14 protein-coding genes are annotated in these 15,022 nt (G+C 74.3%); 5 read left to right on the forward strand and 9 right to left on the reverse strand.

Going from position 1 to position 15,022, the window contains the following annotated elements; translation table 11 throughout:
• Positions 1–6: 6 nt before the first annotated feature.
• The 4 genes from ACIQVT_RS33240 to ACIQVT_RS33255 form a co-directional block, all read right to left on the reverse strand.
• Positions 7–411: an ectoine synthase gene (locus tag ACIQVT_RS33240; RefSeq protein ID WP_403762932.1), complete on the reverse strand. Its 405-nt coding sequence runs from the start codon at positions 409–411 to the stop codon at positions 7–9.
• 21 nt (positions 412–432) lie between these two features.
• Positions 433–1,704, reverse strand: coding sequence for a diaminobutyrate--2-oxoglutarate transaminase (gene ectB / locus ACIQVT_RS33245; RefSeq protein WP_403762935.1), 1,272 nt, complete (start codon positions 1,702–1,704; stop codon positions 433–435).
• Positions 1,705–1,717: 13 nt separating this feature from the next.
• The gene (ectA, locus tag ACIQVT_RS33250; protein WP_403762938.1) at positions 1,718–2,236 is read right to left on the reverse strand and encodes a diaminobutyrate acetyltransferase; all 519 of its coding nucleotides are present in this window, start codon (positions 2,234–2,236) and stop codon (positions 1,718–1,720) included.
• Positions 2,237–2,538: 302 nt separating this feature from the next.
• Positions 2,539–3,639, reverse strand: coding sequence for an aminotransferase class V-fold PLP-dependent enzyme (locus ACIQVT_RS33255; RefSeq protein WP_403763141.1), 1,101 nt, complete (start codon positions 3,637–3,639; stop codon positions 2,539–2,541).
• Between the two features lie 197 nt (positions 3,640–3,836).
• On the opposite strand from ACIQVT_RS33255, the gene ACIQVT_RS33260 reads away from it, so the two are divergent.
• The 5 genes from ACIQVT_RS33260 to ACIQVT_RS33280 all read left to right on the forward strand — a co-directional run bounded on the left by ACIQVT_RS33260 (position 3,837) and on the right by ACIQVT_RS33280 (position 8,427).
• Positions 3,837–4,688: a transporter substrate-binding domain-containing protein gene (locus ACIQVT_RS33260; protein WP_403762941.1), complete on the forward strand. Its 852-nt coding sequence runs from the start codon at positions 3,837–3,839 to the stop codon at positions 4,686–4,688.
• On the forward strand, positions 4,685–5,518 hold the full coding sequence (locus tag ACIQVT_RS33265) for an amino acid ABC transporter permease (RefSeq protein ID WP_403762944.1): 834 nt from the start codon (positions 4,685–4,687) through the stop codon (positions 5,516–5,518). The genes ACIQVT_RS33260 and ACIQVT_RS33265 overlap by 4 nt, the downstream gene beginning before the upstream one ends.
• Positions 5,515–6,309: an amino acid ABC transporter ATP-binding protein gene (locus ACIQVT_RS33270; RefSeq protein ID WP_403762947.1), complete on the forward strand. Its 795-nt coding sequence runs from the start codon at positions 5,515–5,517 to the stop codon at positions 6,307–6,309. Before ACIQVT_RS33265 ends, ACIQVT_RS33270 begins: the two co-directional genes overlap by 4 nt.
• A gap of 18 nt (positions 6,310–6,327) precedes the next feature.
• Positions 6,328–7,419: an amidohydrolase family protein gene (locus tag ACIQVT_RS33275; RefSeq protein WP_403762950.1), complete on the forward strand. Its 1,092-nt coding sequence runs from the start codon at positions 6,328–6,330 to the stop codon at positions 7,417–7,419.
• 135 nt (positions 7,420–7,554) lie between these two features.
• Complete coding sequence (locus ACIQVT_RS33280; protein ID WP_403762953.1) at positions 7,555–8,427, forward strand: SCO1860 family LAETG-anchored protein; 873 nt, start codon at positions 7,555–7,557, stop codon at positions 8,425–8,427.
• Between the two features lie 575 nt (positions 8,428–9,002).
• Here ACIQVT_RS33280 and cobC read toward each other — a convergent pair.
• The 5 genes from cobC to cobM form a co-directional block, all read right to left on the reverse strand.
• Positions 9,003–10,112 (reverse strand): Rv2231c family pyridoxal phosphate-dependent protein CobC, encoded by a 1,110-nt coding sequence (gene cobC / locus ACIQVT_RS33285; protein WP_403762956.1) that lies wholly within the window; start codon positions 10,110–10,112, stop codon positions 9,003–9,005.
• On the reverse strand, positions 10,102–11,040 hold the full coding sequence (locus ACIQVT_RS33290; protein ID WP_403762959.1) for a sirohydrochlorin chelatase: 939 nt from the start codon (positions 11,038–11,040) through the stop codon (positions 10,102–10,104). Before ACIQVT_RS33290 ends, cobC begins: the two co-directional genes overlap by 11 nt.
• A gap of 145 nt (positions 11,041–11,185) precedes the next feature.
• On the reverse strand, positions 11,186–12,889 hold the full coding sequence (cobJ, locus tag ACIQVT_RS33295; RefSeq protein WP_403762962.1) for a precorrin-3B C(17)-methyltransferase: 1,704 nt from the start codon (positions 12,887–12,889) through the stop codon (positions 11,186–11,188).
• Positions 12,886–14,121 (reverse strand): precorrin-6y C5,15-methyltransferase (decarboxylating) subunit CbiE, encoded by a 1,236-nt coding sequence (gene cbiE, locus ACIQVT_RS33300; protein ID WP_403762965.1) that lies wholly within the window; start codon positions 14,119–14,121, stop codon positions 12,886–12,888. Before cbiE ends, cobJ begins: the two co-directional genes overlap by 4 nt.
• The gene (gene cobM / locus ACIQVT_RS33305; RefSeq protein WP_403762968.1) at positions 14,118–14,936 is read right to left on the reverse strand and encodes a precorrin-4 C(11)-methyltransferase; all 819 of its coding nucleotides are present in this window, start codon (positions 14,934–14,936) and stop codon (positions 14,118–14,120) included. The genes cbiE and cobM overlap by 4 nt, the downstream gene beginning before the upstream one ends.
• Positions 14,937–15,022 lie beyond the last annotated feature (86 nt).

Consider the following 15,022-nt stretch of genomic DNA (forward strand, 5'->3'; position numbering starts at 1 on the left):
CGCGGGTCACACCTCCTCGGGCTCGGTGAGAAGCGGGTAGACGCCGTTCTCGTCGTGGTCCTCCCGTCCGGTCACCGGCGGGTTGAACACGCAGATGCAGTGGAAGTCGTCCTTGACGCGCAGTGTGTGCCGCTCGTGCCCGTCGAGGAGGTACATGGTGCCGGGGGTGATCGTGTACGTCGTCCCGGTCTCCTGGTCGGTCAGTTCGGCCTCGCCCCGGGTGCAGACGACGGCCTCGACGTGATTGGCGTACCACATCGACGTCTCGGTGCCGGCGTACAGGACGGTCTCGTGCAGGGAGAAGCCGACGCGCTCCTCGGCGAGCACGATGCGCTTGCTCTCCCAGGTGCCGGACTTCGCCCTGACGTGCCGGTCGGTGCCCTCGATGTCCTGGAACGATCGGACGATCATGCGGTGTCTCCTCCTCGGTGGTCAGGCGGTCTCCCGGACGGCGCGGGCGAGGACGCTCAGGCCCTCGTCCAACTCCTCCGGGGTGATGGTCAGCGCGGGCAGCAGCTTGACGACCTCGCTCTCCGGGCCGGACGTCTCGATGAGCAGCCCCAGTTCGAAGGCGCGGGCGGCCACCCGGCCGGCCCGCCCCCTGTCGCGGAACTCCAGGCCCCACACCAGGCCGCGCCCGCGGTACTCGCGCACGTCGGCGAGGTTCTCCTCGGTGATGGCGATCAGCGCCTGCTCGACCTGCTCGCCCCGGGTCCGCGTCTGCTTCTCCATGGCCGCGCCGTCGGCCCAGTAGGCCTCCAGCGCGGCGGTGGCGGTGACGAAGGCGGGGTTGTTGCCGCGGAAGGTGCCGTTGTGCTCGCCCGGCTCCCAGACGTCCAGCTCGGGCCGGAACAGGCACAGCGACATCGGCAGCCCGTAGCCGCTGATCGACTTGGACACGGTGACGATGTCCGGCGTGATGCCGGCCTCCTCGAAGGAGAAGAACGCGCCGGTGCGGCCGCAGCCCATCTGGATGTCGTCCACGATCAGCAGCATGTCCTGGCGCTCGCACAGCTCCTTGAGCGCGCGCAGCCACTCGGGCCGGGCGACGTTGATGCCGCCCTCGCCCTGCACGGTCTCCACGATCACCGCCGCGGGCTTGTTCAGGCCGGAGCCCTGGTCCTCCAGCAGCCGCTCGAACCACAAAAAGTCCGGGACCCGGCCGTCGAAGTAGTTGTCGAACGGCATCGGGGTGCCGTGCACCAGGGGCACGCCGGCGCCGGCCCGCTTGAAGGCGTTGCCGGTGACGGCGAGCGAGCCCAGCGACATGCCGTGGAAGGCGTTGGTGAAGGACACGATCGCCTCGCGCCCCTTCACCTTGCGGGCCAGCTTCAGCGCGGACTCGACGGCGTTGGTGCCGGTCGGGCCCGGGAACATGACCTTGTACGGCAGGTCGCGCGGGCGCAGCACCAGGTCCTGGAAGGTCTGGAGGAACGACCGCTTGGCCGTGGTGGACATGTCCAGGCCGTGGGTGACGCCGTCCCGCGCCAGGTAGTCGATCAACGCCCGTTTGAGGACGGGGTTGTTGTGGCCGTAGTTCAGCGAACCGGCACCGGCGAAGAAGTCGAGGTACGCGTGGCCGTCCTCGTCGAACATCCGGCTGCCCTGCGCCCGGTCGAAGACGGTGGGCCAGCCGCGGCAGTAGCTGCGCACCTCGGACTCGAGGGTCTCGAAGACGCTGAGGTCGGGCTGGGTGATGGTCACGGTGGATCGCTCCTCAGTGGGCGGTGGACGCGGTCAGCGGGCCTATGCGGTACAGGACTTCGGGCTCGTGCGGGCCGTCGGGGAACGACTCGGCCGGGAACAGCACTTCGCGGGTGATCCGCGCGCCGTGCCGTTCGGCGAACGAGGTGAACAGGCGGTCCGAGGCGGTGTTGTCCGGGCTGATGGTGGTCTCCAGCCCGGTGATGCCGCGCTCGGCGGCCAGCCGGGCGGCCAGGCCGTCCAGCAGGGCGGCGGCGATGCCCCGGCCCTGGTGGGCGGCGTCGACGGCCACCTGCCAGACGACCAGGGTCCGCGGGTGGTCCGGCCGCACGTACCCGGTGACGAAACCGACCGGCTCCCCGTCCGCACCGCGCGCCACCGCCGAGGTGCCGGCGAAGTCCCGGCACCACAGCAGATAGCTGTACGAGGAGTTGAGGTCGAGGGTTTCCGATTCCTTGGCGAGACGCCAGAGCGCGGCTCCGTCTGTCGTCGCCGGCCGTTCGATGAGCAGGTCTGCGGGTGCGGCAGTCATGCGGCACGAATTTAGCGAGGCGAATGAGGAAATGCACGGGAGTGACGGAGGTGACGGAGGGTCACCTCTATGTTATGCACCGAATGTCCTATGTCAAATACTGACAAAAAGGTCCGCTTGTGGGTTGTGTCACAGCCCGGAAACGCCCGAAGAATCCGATCGCAAAGTCTCTTGTTTGGCTTCGCGAAAATCGGGCAGGAGAAGACCGGAAGCTATCGCCCGTCGAATTGGCGGGAATGGTGAAGGGGAATTGAATTCCGGATTCTGTGTCCCCGGGGGCGGAGCCCCCGGGAGCGTGCGGGCTAGCGCCAGGCGTCCGCCACGGCCCGGCGGGCACCCTCGGGGTCCACGGCCAGGCCCCGGGCGGCCATGGCCGTGCCCAGCGCCGACAGCGCGCCGCGGACGGCGTCCTCGGTGGCGTCCGGCCCGTAGTGGTTGACGCGGACCATCTCCCCGGCGAGCGCCCCGCCGCCGGCGGCCAGGGGCAGCGCCGGGTCCGACCGCAGCGCCTCCGCCACCAGCTCCGAGGCCGGCGCGCCCGGCGGCACCCGCAGCGTCGTCGCGACCGGCGCCGCGTCCCGCTCCGCGTACACGTACGGTTCCAGGCCCCCGCCCAGCGCCACCGCCCCGGCCCGCGTGGCCAGCGCGGCGGCCCGGTGCCGGGCCATCACCGCCTCCGGGCCCGCCGACTCGATCCGCTCCAGGCACGCCTCCAGCGCCAGCATCTCCAGCTGGGCCGGCGCGTGCGGCAGCGCCCTGCGGCCGGCGTCGGTCCAGCGCTCCTTCCAGTCCAGCAGGGACAGGTAGGAGCGGCGCGGGGCGCTCGGGTTGGTGGCCATGCGGGCCCACGCCCGCTCGCTCACCGAGATCGCCGACACGCCCGCCGGGCCGCCCATCGCCTTCTGCGCCCCGATCACGCACAGGTCCACGCCCCACGCGTCCGGCAGCACCGGCTCCGCGCCCACCGACGCCACCGCGTCCAGGTAGAACAGCGCGCCCTGCTCCCGTACCGCCCCGGCGATCTCCGCCACCGGATTGGTGTTGCCCGTCGCCGCCTCCGCGTGCACCAGGGACACGAAGTCGATCTCCGGGTGCTCCGCGAACGCCTCGCGGACCTGGGCGGCGGTCACCGCGGTGTGGAAGGGGACACGGAGGTCGTGCACGGTCGCGCCGGCGTCCCGCAGCCAGTCGCCGAAGGTCTGCCCGTAGGGGCCGGTGATCACGTTCAGGGCCACCGTGCCCGCACCGGCCGCCGCGCGGATCGCGCCCTCCAGCGGCAGCAGCGCCTCGCCCTGGGTGACCAGGACGGTCTGCCGGGTGTCCAGCAGCCGGGCCACCCGGTCCTCGATGGCGGCGAAGCGCTCGGCACTCAGCGGGGGAAGGTCGAGGAAGGGGTGGGTCACAGCGGTGCTCTCTTCGCTCACGAGGTCCACGGGGGCCGCCGGAGGGCGGCCGTGACGAGCGTAACTCTCCGCTCCCGCCCCCCTCCCGACCGGTGAGTTCCTAGGCCGGGCGGCCCCGAAGCCATCGGTTTGATTTGAGAGACCCCAACCTTTCCTTATAATCGGAACCCTTCGTCCCCGCATAGGAGAATTCCCCCATGACAACGCTCCTCGGGCGCCGGACCCGCCTCCTGGCTGCCACCACCGCGACCGCCGGGCTCGTGCTCGTGGCCGCCGGCTGCTCCTCGGACGACGGCGGGGGGAGCGGCAAGACCACCGTCAAGGGCGTCCACCTGGCCAAGGCCGGCCGGCTGACCACCTGTACCCACCTGCCCTACCCGCCGTTCCAGTCGGAGGTCGACGGCAAGGTGCAGGGCTTCGACGTCTCCCTGATCGACCTCGTCGCCAAGGACCTCGGCGTCCCGCAGAAGATCCTCGACACGCCGTTCGAGAACTTCAAGACGGGCGCCTTCCTCAACTCCGGGACGTGCGACCTGGCCGCCGCCGGCATGACCATCACGCCCGAGCGCAAGAAGAACGTCGCCTTCTCCGACCCCTACTTCGAGGCCACCCAGGCCGTCCTCGTCGACAAGGGCAGCGGCGTCCACTCGCTCGCCGACGTCAAGGCCAAGGGGAAGAAGCTGGGTGCCCAGGCCCAGACCACCGGCGAGGACTACGTCAAGGGCAAGGGGTACGACCCGATCTCCTTCGAGTCCTCCGACGCGGTCCTCAACGGCCTGCGCACCGGCCAGGTCCAGGCCGTCGTCATCGACTACCCGGTCGTCCAGGGCTGGCTGAAGGACAAGGCCAACGCGGACAAGTTCCGGATCGTCGACAACCTCAAGACCGGTGAGCAGTACGGCTTCACGGTCAAGAAGGGCAACAAGGCGCTGCTCGACGCCATCAACAAGGCGCTCAAGGACGCCAAGGCCGACGGCACCTACAAGAAGATCTACGAGAAGTGGATCGGCCCGTACAACGCCTCCGTCGCCTCTCCCGCGGCCTCATGAGCGACACGGACGCACCGCTCGGCCCGAGGAAGAAGGGACTGACCCGGCGGCAGCGGCGCACGCTGTCCCGGGGCGCGCAGTACGCCGTCTTCGCCGCCGCCGTGATCGCCTTCGCGGTCACGGCGGACTGGGGCCGGCTGCGCAACCAGTTCGCCCAGGTGGGCATCGCCAAGCAGATGTTCCCCGACGTCATCACCCTGGCGCTGAAGAACACCGTGCTCTACACGATGTCCGGCTTCGTCGTCGGGCTCGTCCTCGGCATGCTCATCGCGCTGATGCGGCTGTCCTCCGTGGGCCCCTACCGCTGGCTCGCCGGCATCTACATCGAGATCTTCCGCGGGCTGCCCGCCCTGCTGATCTTCATCTTCGTCGGCGTGGCCGTGCCGCTGGCGTTCCCCGGCACCGAGATCCCGGGCGGCACCTACGGCAAGGTCGCCCTCGCGCTCGGCCTGGTCTCGGCGGCCTACATGGCCGAGACCATCCGGGCCGGCATCCAGGCCGTGCCCAAGGGGCAGACCGAGGCGGCCCGCTCGCTGGGCTTCTCGCCCGCGAAGGCCATGGTCTCCATCGTCGTCCCGCAGGCCTTCCGCATCATCCTGCCGCCGCTCACCAACGAACTCGTCCTGCTCTTCAAGGACTCCTCGCTGGTGCTGTTCCTCGGCGTCACCCTGGAGGAGCGGGAACTGTCCAAGTTCGGCCGCGACCTGGCGAGCACGACCGCCAACTCCACGCCGATCCTGGTCGCCGGCCTGTGCTACCTGCTGGTCACCATCCCGCTGAGCTTCGTCGTGCGCCGCATGGAATCCAAGGCACAGGAGGCGATCCGGTGACCCGCCCCGAGATCGAGGTACGCGCACTGCGCAAGTCCTTCGGCGACAACGAGGTGCTGCGCGGCATCGACCTGGAGATCGGCCAGGGCGAGGTGGTCTGCGTCATCGGCCCCTCCGGCTCCGGCAAGTCGACCCTGCTGCGCTGTGTGAACCTGCTGGAGGAGCCCACCGAGGGGCGGGTCTTCGTCGCCGGCACCGAGATCACCGACCCGGACGTCGACATCGACGCCGTACGCCGCCGCATCGGCATGGTCTTCCAGCAGTTCAACCTCTTCCCGCACCTGGACGTCACCGGGAACCTGACGCTGCCGCAGCGCCGGGTCCTCGGGCGGGACAAGGCCACCGCCGCGAGGATCGCCGCCGAGAACCTGGCCCGGGTCGGCCTCGCGGAGAAGGCGGACGCCTACCCGTCCTCCCTCTCCGGCGGCCAGCAGCAGCGCGTGGCCATCGCCCGCGCCCTCGCCATGGGCCCCGAGGTCATGCTCTTCGACGAGCCGACCTCCGCGCTCGACCCCGAACTCGTCGGGGACGTCCTCGCCGTCATGCGCCGGCTCGCCCGGGAGGGCATGACCATGATGGTCGTCACCCACGAGATGACCTTCGCCCGGGAGGTCGCCGACCGGGTCGTCTTCATGGACGGCGGCGTCGTCGTCGAGGACGGCAGCCCCGAACAGGTCATCGGTGACCCGCGCCACGAGCGCACCCGGCACTTCCTGTCCCGGCTGCTCGACCCGGCGATGGCCGAGGTCGAGGAGGAGAGCTCCGACCAGGTCGGGAAGGACGCGCCGTAGGCCGTTAGGGTGCCGTGCATGAGCGATGGCGCGGTGCTGCACGTGAAGGGGCGGGTCCTGACCGGTCCCGAGGACGTCCGGGACGAACTGTGGGTGGTCGGGGGGCGGATCTCCTACGACCGCCCCGTCGGCGCCCGCGACGTCACCACCGTCACGGGCTGGGCGCTGCCCGGCCTGGTCGACGCCCACTGCCACGTCGGCCTGGGCGCCGAGGGCCCCGTCGACACGGAGACCGCCGAGAAGCAGGCGCTGACCGACCGGGAGACCGGCACCCTGCTGATCCGGGACGCCGGCTCCCCGTCCGACACCCGCTGGATCGACGACCGCGCCGACCTCCCGAAGATCATCCGCGCGGGCCGGCACATCGCCCGCACCCGCCGCTACCTCCGCGGCTACGCCTGGGAGATCGAACCCGAGGACCTCGTCGCGTACGTGGCCCGGGAGGCCCGGCGCGGCGACGGCTGGGTCAAGCTGGTCGGCGACTGGATCGACCGCGGCGTCGGCGACCTCACCCCCTGCTGGCCCCGCGAGGCCGTCGAGGCGGGCATCGCCGAGGCCCACCGGCTCGGCGCCCGCGTCACCGCGCACTGCTTCGCCGAGAACTCCCTGCGCGACCTGGTCGAGGCGGGCATCGACTGCGTCGAACACGCCACCGGCCTCACCGAGGACCTGATCCCGCTCTTCGCCGAGCGGGGCGTCGCGATCGTCCCCACCCTCGTCAACATCGCCACCTTCCCCAAGCTCGCCGCGGGCGGTGACGACAAGTACCCGCGCTGGTCCGCGCACATGCGCCGGCTGCACGAGCGGCGCTACGACACCGTGCGCGCCGCCTACGACGCCGGGATCCCGGTCTACGTCGGCACGGACGCCGGCGGTTCGCTGCCCCACGGCCTGGTCGCCGAGGAGGTCGCCGAACTGGTCACCGCGGGCATCCCCCCGGTGCGGGCCCTCGCCGCCACCACCTGGTCCGCCCGGACGTGGCTCGGCCGGCCCGGCCTGGAGGAGGGTGCCCCGGCCGACCTGGTGGTGTACGAGGCCGATCCCCGCGCGGACGTACGGGTGCTGGCGGCGCCGCGCCGGGTGGTGCTCGACGGGCGCGTCGTCGAGTAGGCGTGCCCCCGCGCTCGAATCCGCGTGCGGGTAGGCCACGTTGGGGTGAAGTGCCCCCGGAACGCTGACCGTTCACCCACAGGGCGGACAAGGTTGACGGGTCCCGAACATGTTTCCTCTGGGGGTCCCACCGCCTTGAACAGCAACGACTTCCGCATGCCCGCACGCCGTCTCGCCGCCCTCGCGGCGGTCACCGCCCTGACCGCCGCGCCCGCGGTGCTGGGCGCGGGCGCCGCGCACGCCACCGGCGGCCACGGCCGCGCCTCCGCCGTCGTCCTGCGCACCGGGCTCGACGTGTCCCTGCTCGACAGGAGCGTGCGCGTCCCGCTCGCCGTCACCCTCGACGAGGTCCGGGCACCGCGCGACGCCGACCGCACCGCGCTGACCGCCCGGCTCGACGGCGTCGACGGCGGCCGGCCGTTCACCGTCCTCGGCGCCGACGTGGCCCGGGCCCGGGCGACGGCCACCGACCGGCGCGCCGAGGGCTCCGTCCGGGTCGCCCACGCCCGGCTGCACGTCCCCGGCCTGCCCCTGCTCCCCGTGCTCGAGGCCGACGCGATCACCGCCCGGGCCACCTGCGAGGCCGGCAAGGCACCCACCGCCGCCGCGAACGTCCTCGGCGCCGTCACCGTCCTCGGCAGACGCGTCACCCTGACCGCCGGCGGCCCGGTGCGGGTCGAGGTGCCCGGCGTCGGCGAGGTCCGCCTCGACCTCGCCGAGCGGCGCACCACGAGCCGTACGGCCGCCGCGACCGCCCTCCGCCTGAAGGTGTCCGTCGATCCGCTGAAGCTGGGCGTCGCCGACGTCGAGGGCACCGTCACCCTGGCCGAGGCCACCTGCGAGTCCCCGGCACCGGGCCATGCCCCGGCCGCCGACGTCCACCCCCAGGAGACCGGCCTCGCCGAGACCGGAGGCGGCTCGGCGACCCCGTACCTCGCCGGCGGCGCACTGACCCTGCTGCTGGCCGGCGCCGGCGCGATCACCCTGACCCGCCGCCGCAAAAACTGACCCGGCCAACGCATGTCCTGCGGCTCGGCCGGCGGGGGCGTGCCGTCTCCGGTCTTCCGGTGGGCGGTCCCGGATCGCGGCGGTGCCTGCTGTGCCCGGTGACCGGTGCGGGTTCTGCCGACGGGTGGCGCCGACGGGTGCTCCGGGGCGCCCCCGGGGGGGCGGGGCACGCCCGGGAAGGTGTCGCCAGGCCGGCGGCTGACCGGACGCCCCTGACGAGCAAGCGGCTGCGGGCCCGGCCCCAGGGGCGGGCCCGTCCTGCGGCTCGGCCGGGGCGTGCCGTCCGGCCTTCCGGTGGGCCGTCCCGGATCGTGGTGGGACCGACGGACGGCGCCGAAGGCGGCTTCGGGACGCCCACCGGGCGGGGCAAGCCGTGAAACGGGTTTCCCGACGCCCGGCTGGCCGGGGCGCGGTCACCGAGCGGGCACCCGGCGCCGGACCGTTCCGTTCCCGGGAGGGGCCCGCCCCGGTCGCCCCGGATGGCGGTCGGAGGCGTCGCGCTCAGTGGCCAGTACGGTCGGTCACTGGGCGGACGTCCGGCGTCGCGGGGTGGCCCGGTGCCGGAGCGGATCCGGTCAGGTGCCGTTACCGGCGGTGCCGGTGGGATGCGCGGTGGTGGATCGGTCCAGGGCGGTGGTCAGGGCCGTCAGGAAGCCGTTCGTCGTGGCGCGGTCGCGTACCGCCACCCGTATCCAGTCCGGGCCGAGCCCGGGGAACGTGTCCCCCCGGCGCACGGCGTGGCCGAGGTCGCGCAGCCGGCGTCGTACCCCCGCGGCGTCCGGTATGCGGACCAGCACGAAGGGACCCTCCGCCGGCCCCACCACCCGTACGCCGCGGTCCGCGAGCGCGGACAGTCCCGCGACCAGGTGCGCCCGGTCCCCGGCGCCGCGGTGCGCCGCGTGCCCAGCCTCGGCCAGCGCGCGGGGCGCCACGCACGCCCGCGCCGCGGCCAGCGCCGGGGTGGACACCGGCCACAGCGGTTGGGCGCGTTCCAGCGCGGTGATCACCTCGGGCGCCGCCAGCGCGTACCCGATGCGCAGCCCCGCCAGCCCCCAGGTCTTGGTGAGGCTGCGCAGGACGACGAGTCCGGGCACGTCCGTGCGGCCGGCCAGCGCCTCGCGCTCACCGGGCACCGCGTCCATGAACGCCTCGTCGACCACGAGGGTCCGCCCCGGGCGGGCCAGCCCGGCGACCGTCGCCGCCGGGTGCAGCACGGACGTCGGGTTGGTGGGGTTGCCGATCACCACCAGGTCGGCGTCGTCCGGGACGGCCGCCGGGTCCAGCCGGAAGCCGTCCTCCTCCCGCAGCAGCACCCGGTCCACCGCGTGCCCGGCGTCCCGCAGCGCCGCCTCCGGCTCGGTGAACTGCGGGTGCACGACGACCGGCCGGCGGACCTCCAGGGCGCGGGCGAGGAGGACGAACGCCTCGGCGGCGCCCGCCGTCAGCAGCACCCGTTCCACCGACAGCCCGTGCCGCGCGGCCACCGCCGCCCGGGCGGCCCGCCCGTCGGGGTAGGCCGCGAGGGACGACAGCGAACCGGCGATCTCCTCCCGCAGCCACCGCGGGGGGGTGTCCGCACGGACGTTGACGGCGAGGTCGACCAGCGCGGCCCCGTCGTCCCGTACCTCGGCGTCCCCGTGGTGGCGCAGGTCGTGTCCGGCCCCGCCGGTGCCCTCAGTGCGCATGGCTGTGCGAGTGCCCCCCGTGATGGTGGTGCCCGTGGCCGTGCCCGTGGTCGTGGCCCTCGTCGTCCGGGTGGAAGTGCGGCTGCTGCGGCAGTCCGACCTTGTCCTCGAAGCCCGGCAGCGCGATCCGGTACACGCAGGAGTCGCAGTTCATGCGCAGGTCGCCCCCGACGGCCTCCCGGTACCGCTCCATCACCAGGTCCAGCAGCTCCGGCTCGGGCCCGATGACGTCGGCGGAGAGCACCTCGGTCCCGGGGTGGGCCGCGGCCCAGGTGTCGGTCTGCTGCCGCACCCGGTCGGGCAGGATGCCGGTGAACAGGAAGTACGGCAGGACGACGATCTTCTTCGCGCCCAGTGCGACGCACCGGTCCAGGCCGCTGGGCACGTCCGGCGCCGCGAGCGACACGAACGCCGTCTCGACACCGGCGTACCCGCGGCCCTCCCACAGCAGCCGCGCCGCCTTGAACACCTCGGCGTTGGCGTCGGGGTCGGTGGAGCCGCGCCCGACGAGCAGCACGGTGACGTCCGCCCGTGCCGCGGGAGTGCGGGCGGCGCCGCCGAGCACCTCGTCCAGCCGCCGCTCCAGCACGTTCAGCAGCGCGGGGTGCGGGCCGAGCGGACGGCCGTAGGTGTACGAGATGCCCGGGTGCCGCTCCTTCTCGCGAGCCAACGCGGCCGGGATGTCTCCCTTGGCGTGCCCGGCGGACACCAGCATCAGCGGTACGGCGGCGAACCGGCGCACGCCCCGCTCGACCAGCTCGGTGACGGCCTCGCCCAGCGGCGGCGGCGACAGTTCGATGAAGCCGCCGGCGACGGGCAGTTCGGGGTGGCGGCGCCCCAGTTCCCGGACGAAGTCGCGGAACGCCTCGGCTCCGGCGTCGTCACGGGTGCCGTGTCCGGCGATGAGCAGGGCGGGCGGGGTGGTCACGAGGTCTCCTCCGGGGGAACGGTGCGGTACGGCAGGGTGGCGGGCGCGGGACGGGCGTCCCGGGCCGGCGGGGGGAGGCGCGGAGCGGCCGGGCGGTCGCGCGGCCGCCGGGACGGCTCCCGCCCGGCGGGGTCGCGGGGGACGGTCACCGGGCGCCCGCCGGTGTGCCGTCCTGCCAGCGGTAGCCGCGCGGGGTCACCATGCGGCCCGCCACGTTCCGGGTCGCGGTGTTGCCCACGGTGACGACCGTCATCATGTCGACGGTCGCCGGGTCCAGCGCGCCCAGCGTCGTCACCCGGCTGGACTCGTCGGGGCGGGAGGCGTTGCGGACGACACCGACCGGTGTCGTCGGCTCCCGGTGCCCGGCGAGGATCGCGAGAGCCTCGGGCAGCTGCCAGGCCCGGCCCCGCGAACGCGGGTTGTAGAAGGTCACCACGAGGTCCGCCTCGGCCGCCGCGCGCACCCGGCGCTCGATGACCTCCCAGGGGGTGTGCAGGTCCGAGAGGCTGATGGACACGTGGTCGTGGCCCAGCGGCGCGCCCAGGACGGCCCCGGCGGCCAGCGCGGCCGTCACCCCGGGCACCCCGACCACGTCGATGTCGTCGGACGCCTCGGCGAGCGCGGGGGAGGCCATCGCGTACACGCCGGCGTCACCGCTGCCGATCAGCGCGACCGCGTGCCCCGCGCGGGCCTCGGCGACCGCGGTCCGGGCCCGCTCCTCCTCCGCGCCGAGCCCGGACTCCAGCACCCGGGTGCCGGGCCGCAGCAGGTCGCGGATCTGGTCGACGTACTGGTCGAGGCCGACCAGCACCGACGCCCGCCGCAGCTCGGCCGCCGCGCGCGGGGTGAGCAGGTCCCGGGCGCCCGGCCCGAGCCCGACCACGGCGAGCCGCCCGCGCCCCGGCCGCCGTACGACGGCGCAGGTCGCCATCGCGGGCCGGCCGTCGGCGCGCACGGACTTCCGCTTCGGCACGAGGAGTTCACCGCCGCGCGCCAGGGCGGCGGCCTCGGCGACCGACGGCGTGCCGACGGCCGACAGCGGCGCGGCGGACGGGTTGGGCACCGCCACCCCGGCCAGTTCCTCCGCCGTGTACGTCACCAGGGGCACCCCCAGCCGTCCGGCGGCGGCCACGAGGCCCGGCTCGTCCGCCTTGGCGTCCACGGTGGCCAGTTCGGCGACCGACCGCGGGGACAGTCCCGCCTCCCGCAGCGCCTCCTCGACCAGCCCGAGGACCTCCTCGGCCGGCGCGCCCCTGGACGCGCCGACGCCGACCACCAGCGACGGAGGCCGCAACAGCACCTCCCGCTCGCCGGGTGCGACGGCCCGGTCGGTGAGCCGCACCGTGTGGGCGCCGCTCGCGGCGAGCGGCAGCGGCGGCAGCGGCCAGGGGACGTCCGCAGCCAGGGCGACCGGTTCGCCGTCCAGCAGCGCCCGGGAGACCGCGGCGACCGCGCCCTCGTACGGCAGCCCGAGCGTGTCGAGGCCCGGCAGTCCGACGGCGTCCGTCGCGGTCGTCACCACGGGTTCGGCGCCCAGCACCTCACCGGCCGCCCGGGCGAGCGCGTTGGCGCCGCCGCCGTGCCCGCCGACCAGCGACACCGCGAACCGGCCGCCCTCGTCCACGCAGACCACGCCGGGGTCGGTGCTCTTGTCGGCGAGCAGCGGCGCGACCAGCCGTACCGTCGCCCCCGTCGCGAGGAAGCAGACCAGCTGCTCGCACTCCGCGAACGCGGCCCGGACGGCCTCCCCGACGGGACCGTCGTACACCCGGGTACGGTCCGGCCAGGCCGCGGCCAGCCGGTCCCGCGCCGCCGCTCCCGCCGCGGTGGCGGAAATGAGGCCGATCACTGGGCAACTCCTTCACTAGACGCCGCGGCGCGCTCGCCCCACAGCAGGAACACAGGATTGGTGGCCGCCAGCCGGGTCACGTCCCCGGGCAGCGGCGCCAGGCGCGACGACTGGAGCAGCACGCCGTCGCAGCGGAACCCGGCGGCCGTCAGCGCCTCGCGCGCGGCCGGCACCCGGTCCAGCGCGGCCATGGCGACGACGACGGTGCGCCGGGCCCGGCGCGCGCACGCGGTGACGACGGCGGGCAGCTCACGGCCCCCGCCGCCGACGAACACGGCGTCGGGGTCGTCGGGCAGCGCGGACAGCGCCTGCGGTGCCGTGCCGTGCACCACGTCGACGCGGACGCCGTGCGCGGCGGCGTTGGCGCGGACCCGCTCCACCCCGTCCGCGGACTTCTCGACGGCGACGACGGCCGCGCCGAGCCGCGCGCACTCCACCGCCACCGCACCCGACCCGGCGCCCACGTCCCACACCAGGTCGCCGAGGCGCGGCCCGAGCCGGGCCAGGGCCAGCGCCCGGACCTCGAACTTGGTGATCATCGAGTCGCGGTGGGCGAACTCCTCCTCCGCCAGCGCCCACCGGGCCGGAGATCCGGGCGTCCCGGCGACCGTGCGCACGGCACCGGGCACTTCCGTCCCGTCCAGGCACAGCACCACGCTCACCGCCGTGCCCCAGTCCCGGGCCGCCGCCTCGGCGGGCGTCACCCGCTCCACGCGCTCCCGCTCCGGGTCGCCGAGCGCGCTCGCCACGACGAGGACCCGGTCGGCCGGCACCGCGGCCCCCAGCTCGGCCGGTCCGGCCCCCGGCCCGGTCAGCACGGCCACCTTGGGCCGGGCCCGGCACACGTTGACGGCCGTCCGCGGGTCCCGGCCGTGCGCGCTGACCACCACCGCGTCGTCCCAGGGCAGGCCGATCCGCGCGAAGGCGGCGGCCACCGAGGACACCCCGGGCCGCACGTCCAGCGCCGCGGCGCCGAACCGTTCGGCCAGCGCCCGTACGATCCCGAAGAACCCCGGGTCGCCGGAGGCCAGCACGACGACCGGCAGCCCCGCGCCGGTGTACCGGGCGACGGTGTCCAGGGCGGGCGCCAGCGGCCCGAGCACCACCCGCTGCGCCCCCTGGGGCAGCCGTACGGCGTCCAGGTGCCGCTGCCCGCCGACCACGAGCGCGGCCCCGGCGAGGACGTCCGCGGGGACCGGTGCCCCCGTCCCCGCCCCGACGACCGTGATCAACTCTTCGCCCGCTGCTCGCGCAGGGCCCGCCGGGCCTGCGGGTCGGCCTTCCGGTAGCCGTGGAAGTGACCCGGGTGGTACAGGTGCGACCGGGTGCCGCTGGCGTCCAGGGCCGGGCCGACCAGGAACAGGGTGTGCTTCCAGAGCTTGTGCTCCTTGACCGTCTCCTCCAGCGTGCCGATGGTGCACCGCACGACCAGCTCCTCCGGCCAGGTCGCCTGGTAGGCGACGACCACCGGTGTGTCCGTGGGGTAGCCGCCCTCCAGCAGCTCCCGCACCAGCTGACCGCTGCGCGCCGCCGACAGGAAGAGCGCCATCGTGGTGCCGTGCCGGGCGAACTCGCGGACCTCCTCACCGGGCGGCATCGGCGTCTTGCCGCCGCCGAGCCGGGTCAGCACCACCGACTGGGCGACCTCCGGGATCGTCAGCTCGCGCTGCGCGATCGCGGCCACCGCCGAGAACGACGACACGCCGGGGACGACCTCGGTGGCGATGCCGATCTCCCGGCAGCGGTCCAGCTGCTCCTGCGTGCCGCCCCACAGGGCCGGGTCGCCGGAGTGGATCCGGGCGACCCGCAGCCCCTCGTCGAGGGCCCGCCGGTAGACGGCGACGACGTCCTCCAGCGACATGGTCGCCGAGTCCAGCACCTCGGCGTCCGCGCGGGCGTGTTCGAGGACCTCCGCCTGGACCAGGCTCGCGGCCCAGATCACGACGTCGGCCTCGGCGATGGCCCGCGCGGCACGGAACGTCAGCAGGTCGGCGGCGCCGGGGCCGGCACCGACGAAGGTCACCTTGCCGGTGGGGGCAGCGGCCATGGGAATCGGTCCTCTCCTAGAGAACTACGGGACTACGGGCGGTTCGGTACGCGCGGCCGGTACGGGCGGTCAGCGCCCGCGCCGCC

The organism is Streptomyces sp. NPDC100445 (genome assembly GCF_044759735.1).
GTDB lineage: Bacteria > Actinomycetota > Actinomycetes > Streptomycetales > Streptomycetaceae > Streptomyces.

What these genes read in the sequence shown, in the direction of transcription:
- ACIQVT_RS33240 (WP_403762932.1), bottom strand. Translation starts at nt 411, where the DNA reads ATGATCGTCCGATCGTTCCAGGACATCGAGGGCACCGACCGGCACGTC.
- ectA (WP_403762938.1), bottom strand. Translation starts at nt 2,236, where the DNA reads ATGACTGCCGCACCCGCAGACCTGCTCATCGAACGGCCGGCGACGACA.
- ACIQVT_RS33260 (WP_403762941.1), top strand. Translation starts at nt 3,837, where the DNA reads ATGACAACGCTCCTCGGGCGCCGGACCCGCCTCCTGGCTGCCACCACC.
- ACIQVT_RS33265 (WP_403762944.1), top strand. Translation starts at nt 4,685, where the DNA reads ATGAGCGACACGGACGCACCGCTCGGCCCGAGGAAGAAGGGACTGACC.
- ACIQVT_RS33275 (WP_403762950.1), top strand. Translation starts at nt 6,328, where the DNA reads ATGAGCGATGGCGCGGTGCTGCACGTGAAGGGGCGGGTCCTGACCGGT.
- cobC (WP_403762956.1), bottom strand. Translation starts at nt 10,112, where the DNA reads ATGCGCACTGAGGGCACCGGCGGGGCCGGACACGACCTGCGCCACCAC.
- cobM (WP_403762968.1), bottom strand. Translation starts at nt 14,936, where the DNA reads ATGGCCGCTGCCCCCACCGGCAAGGTGACCTTCGTCGGTGCCGGCCCC.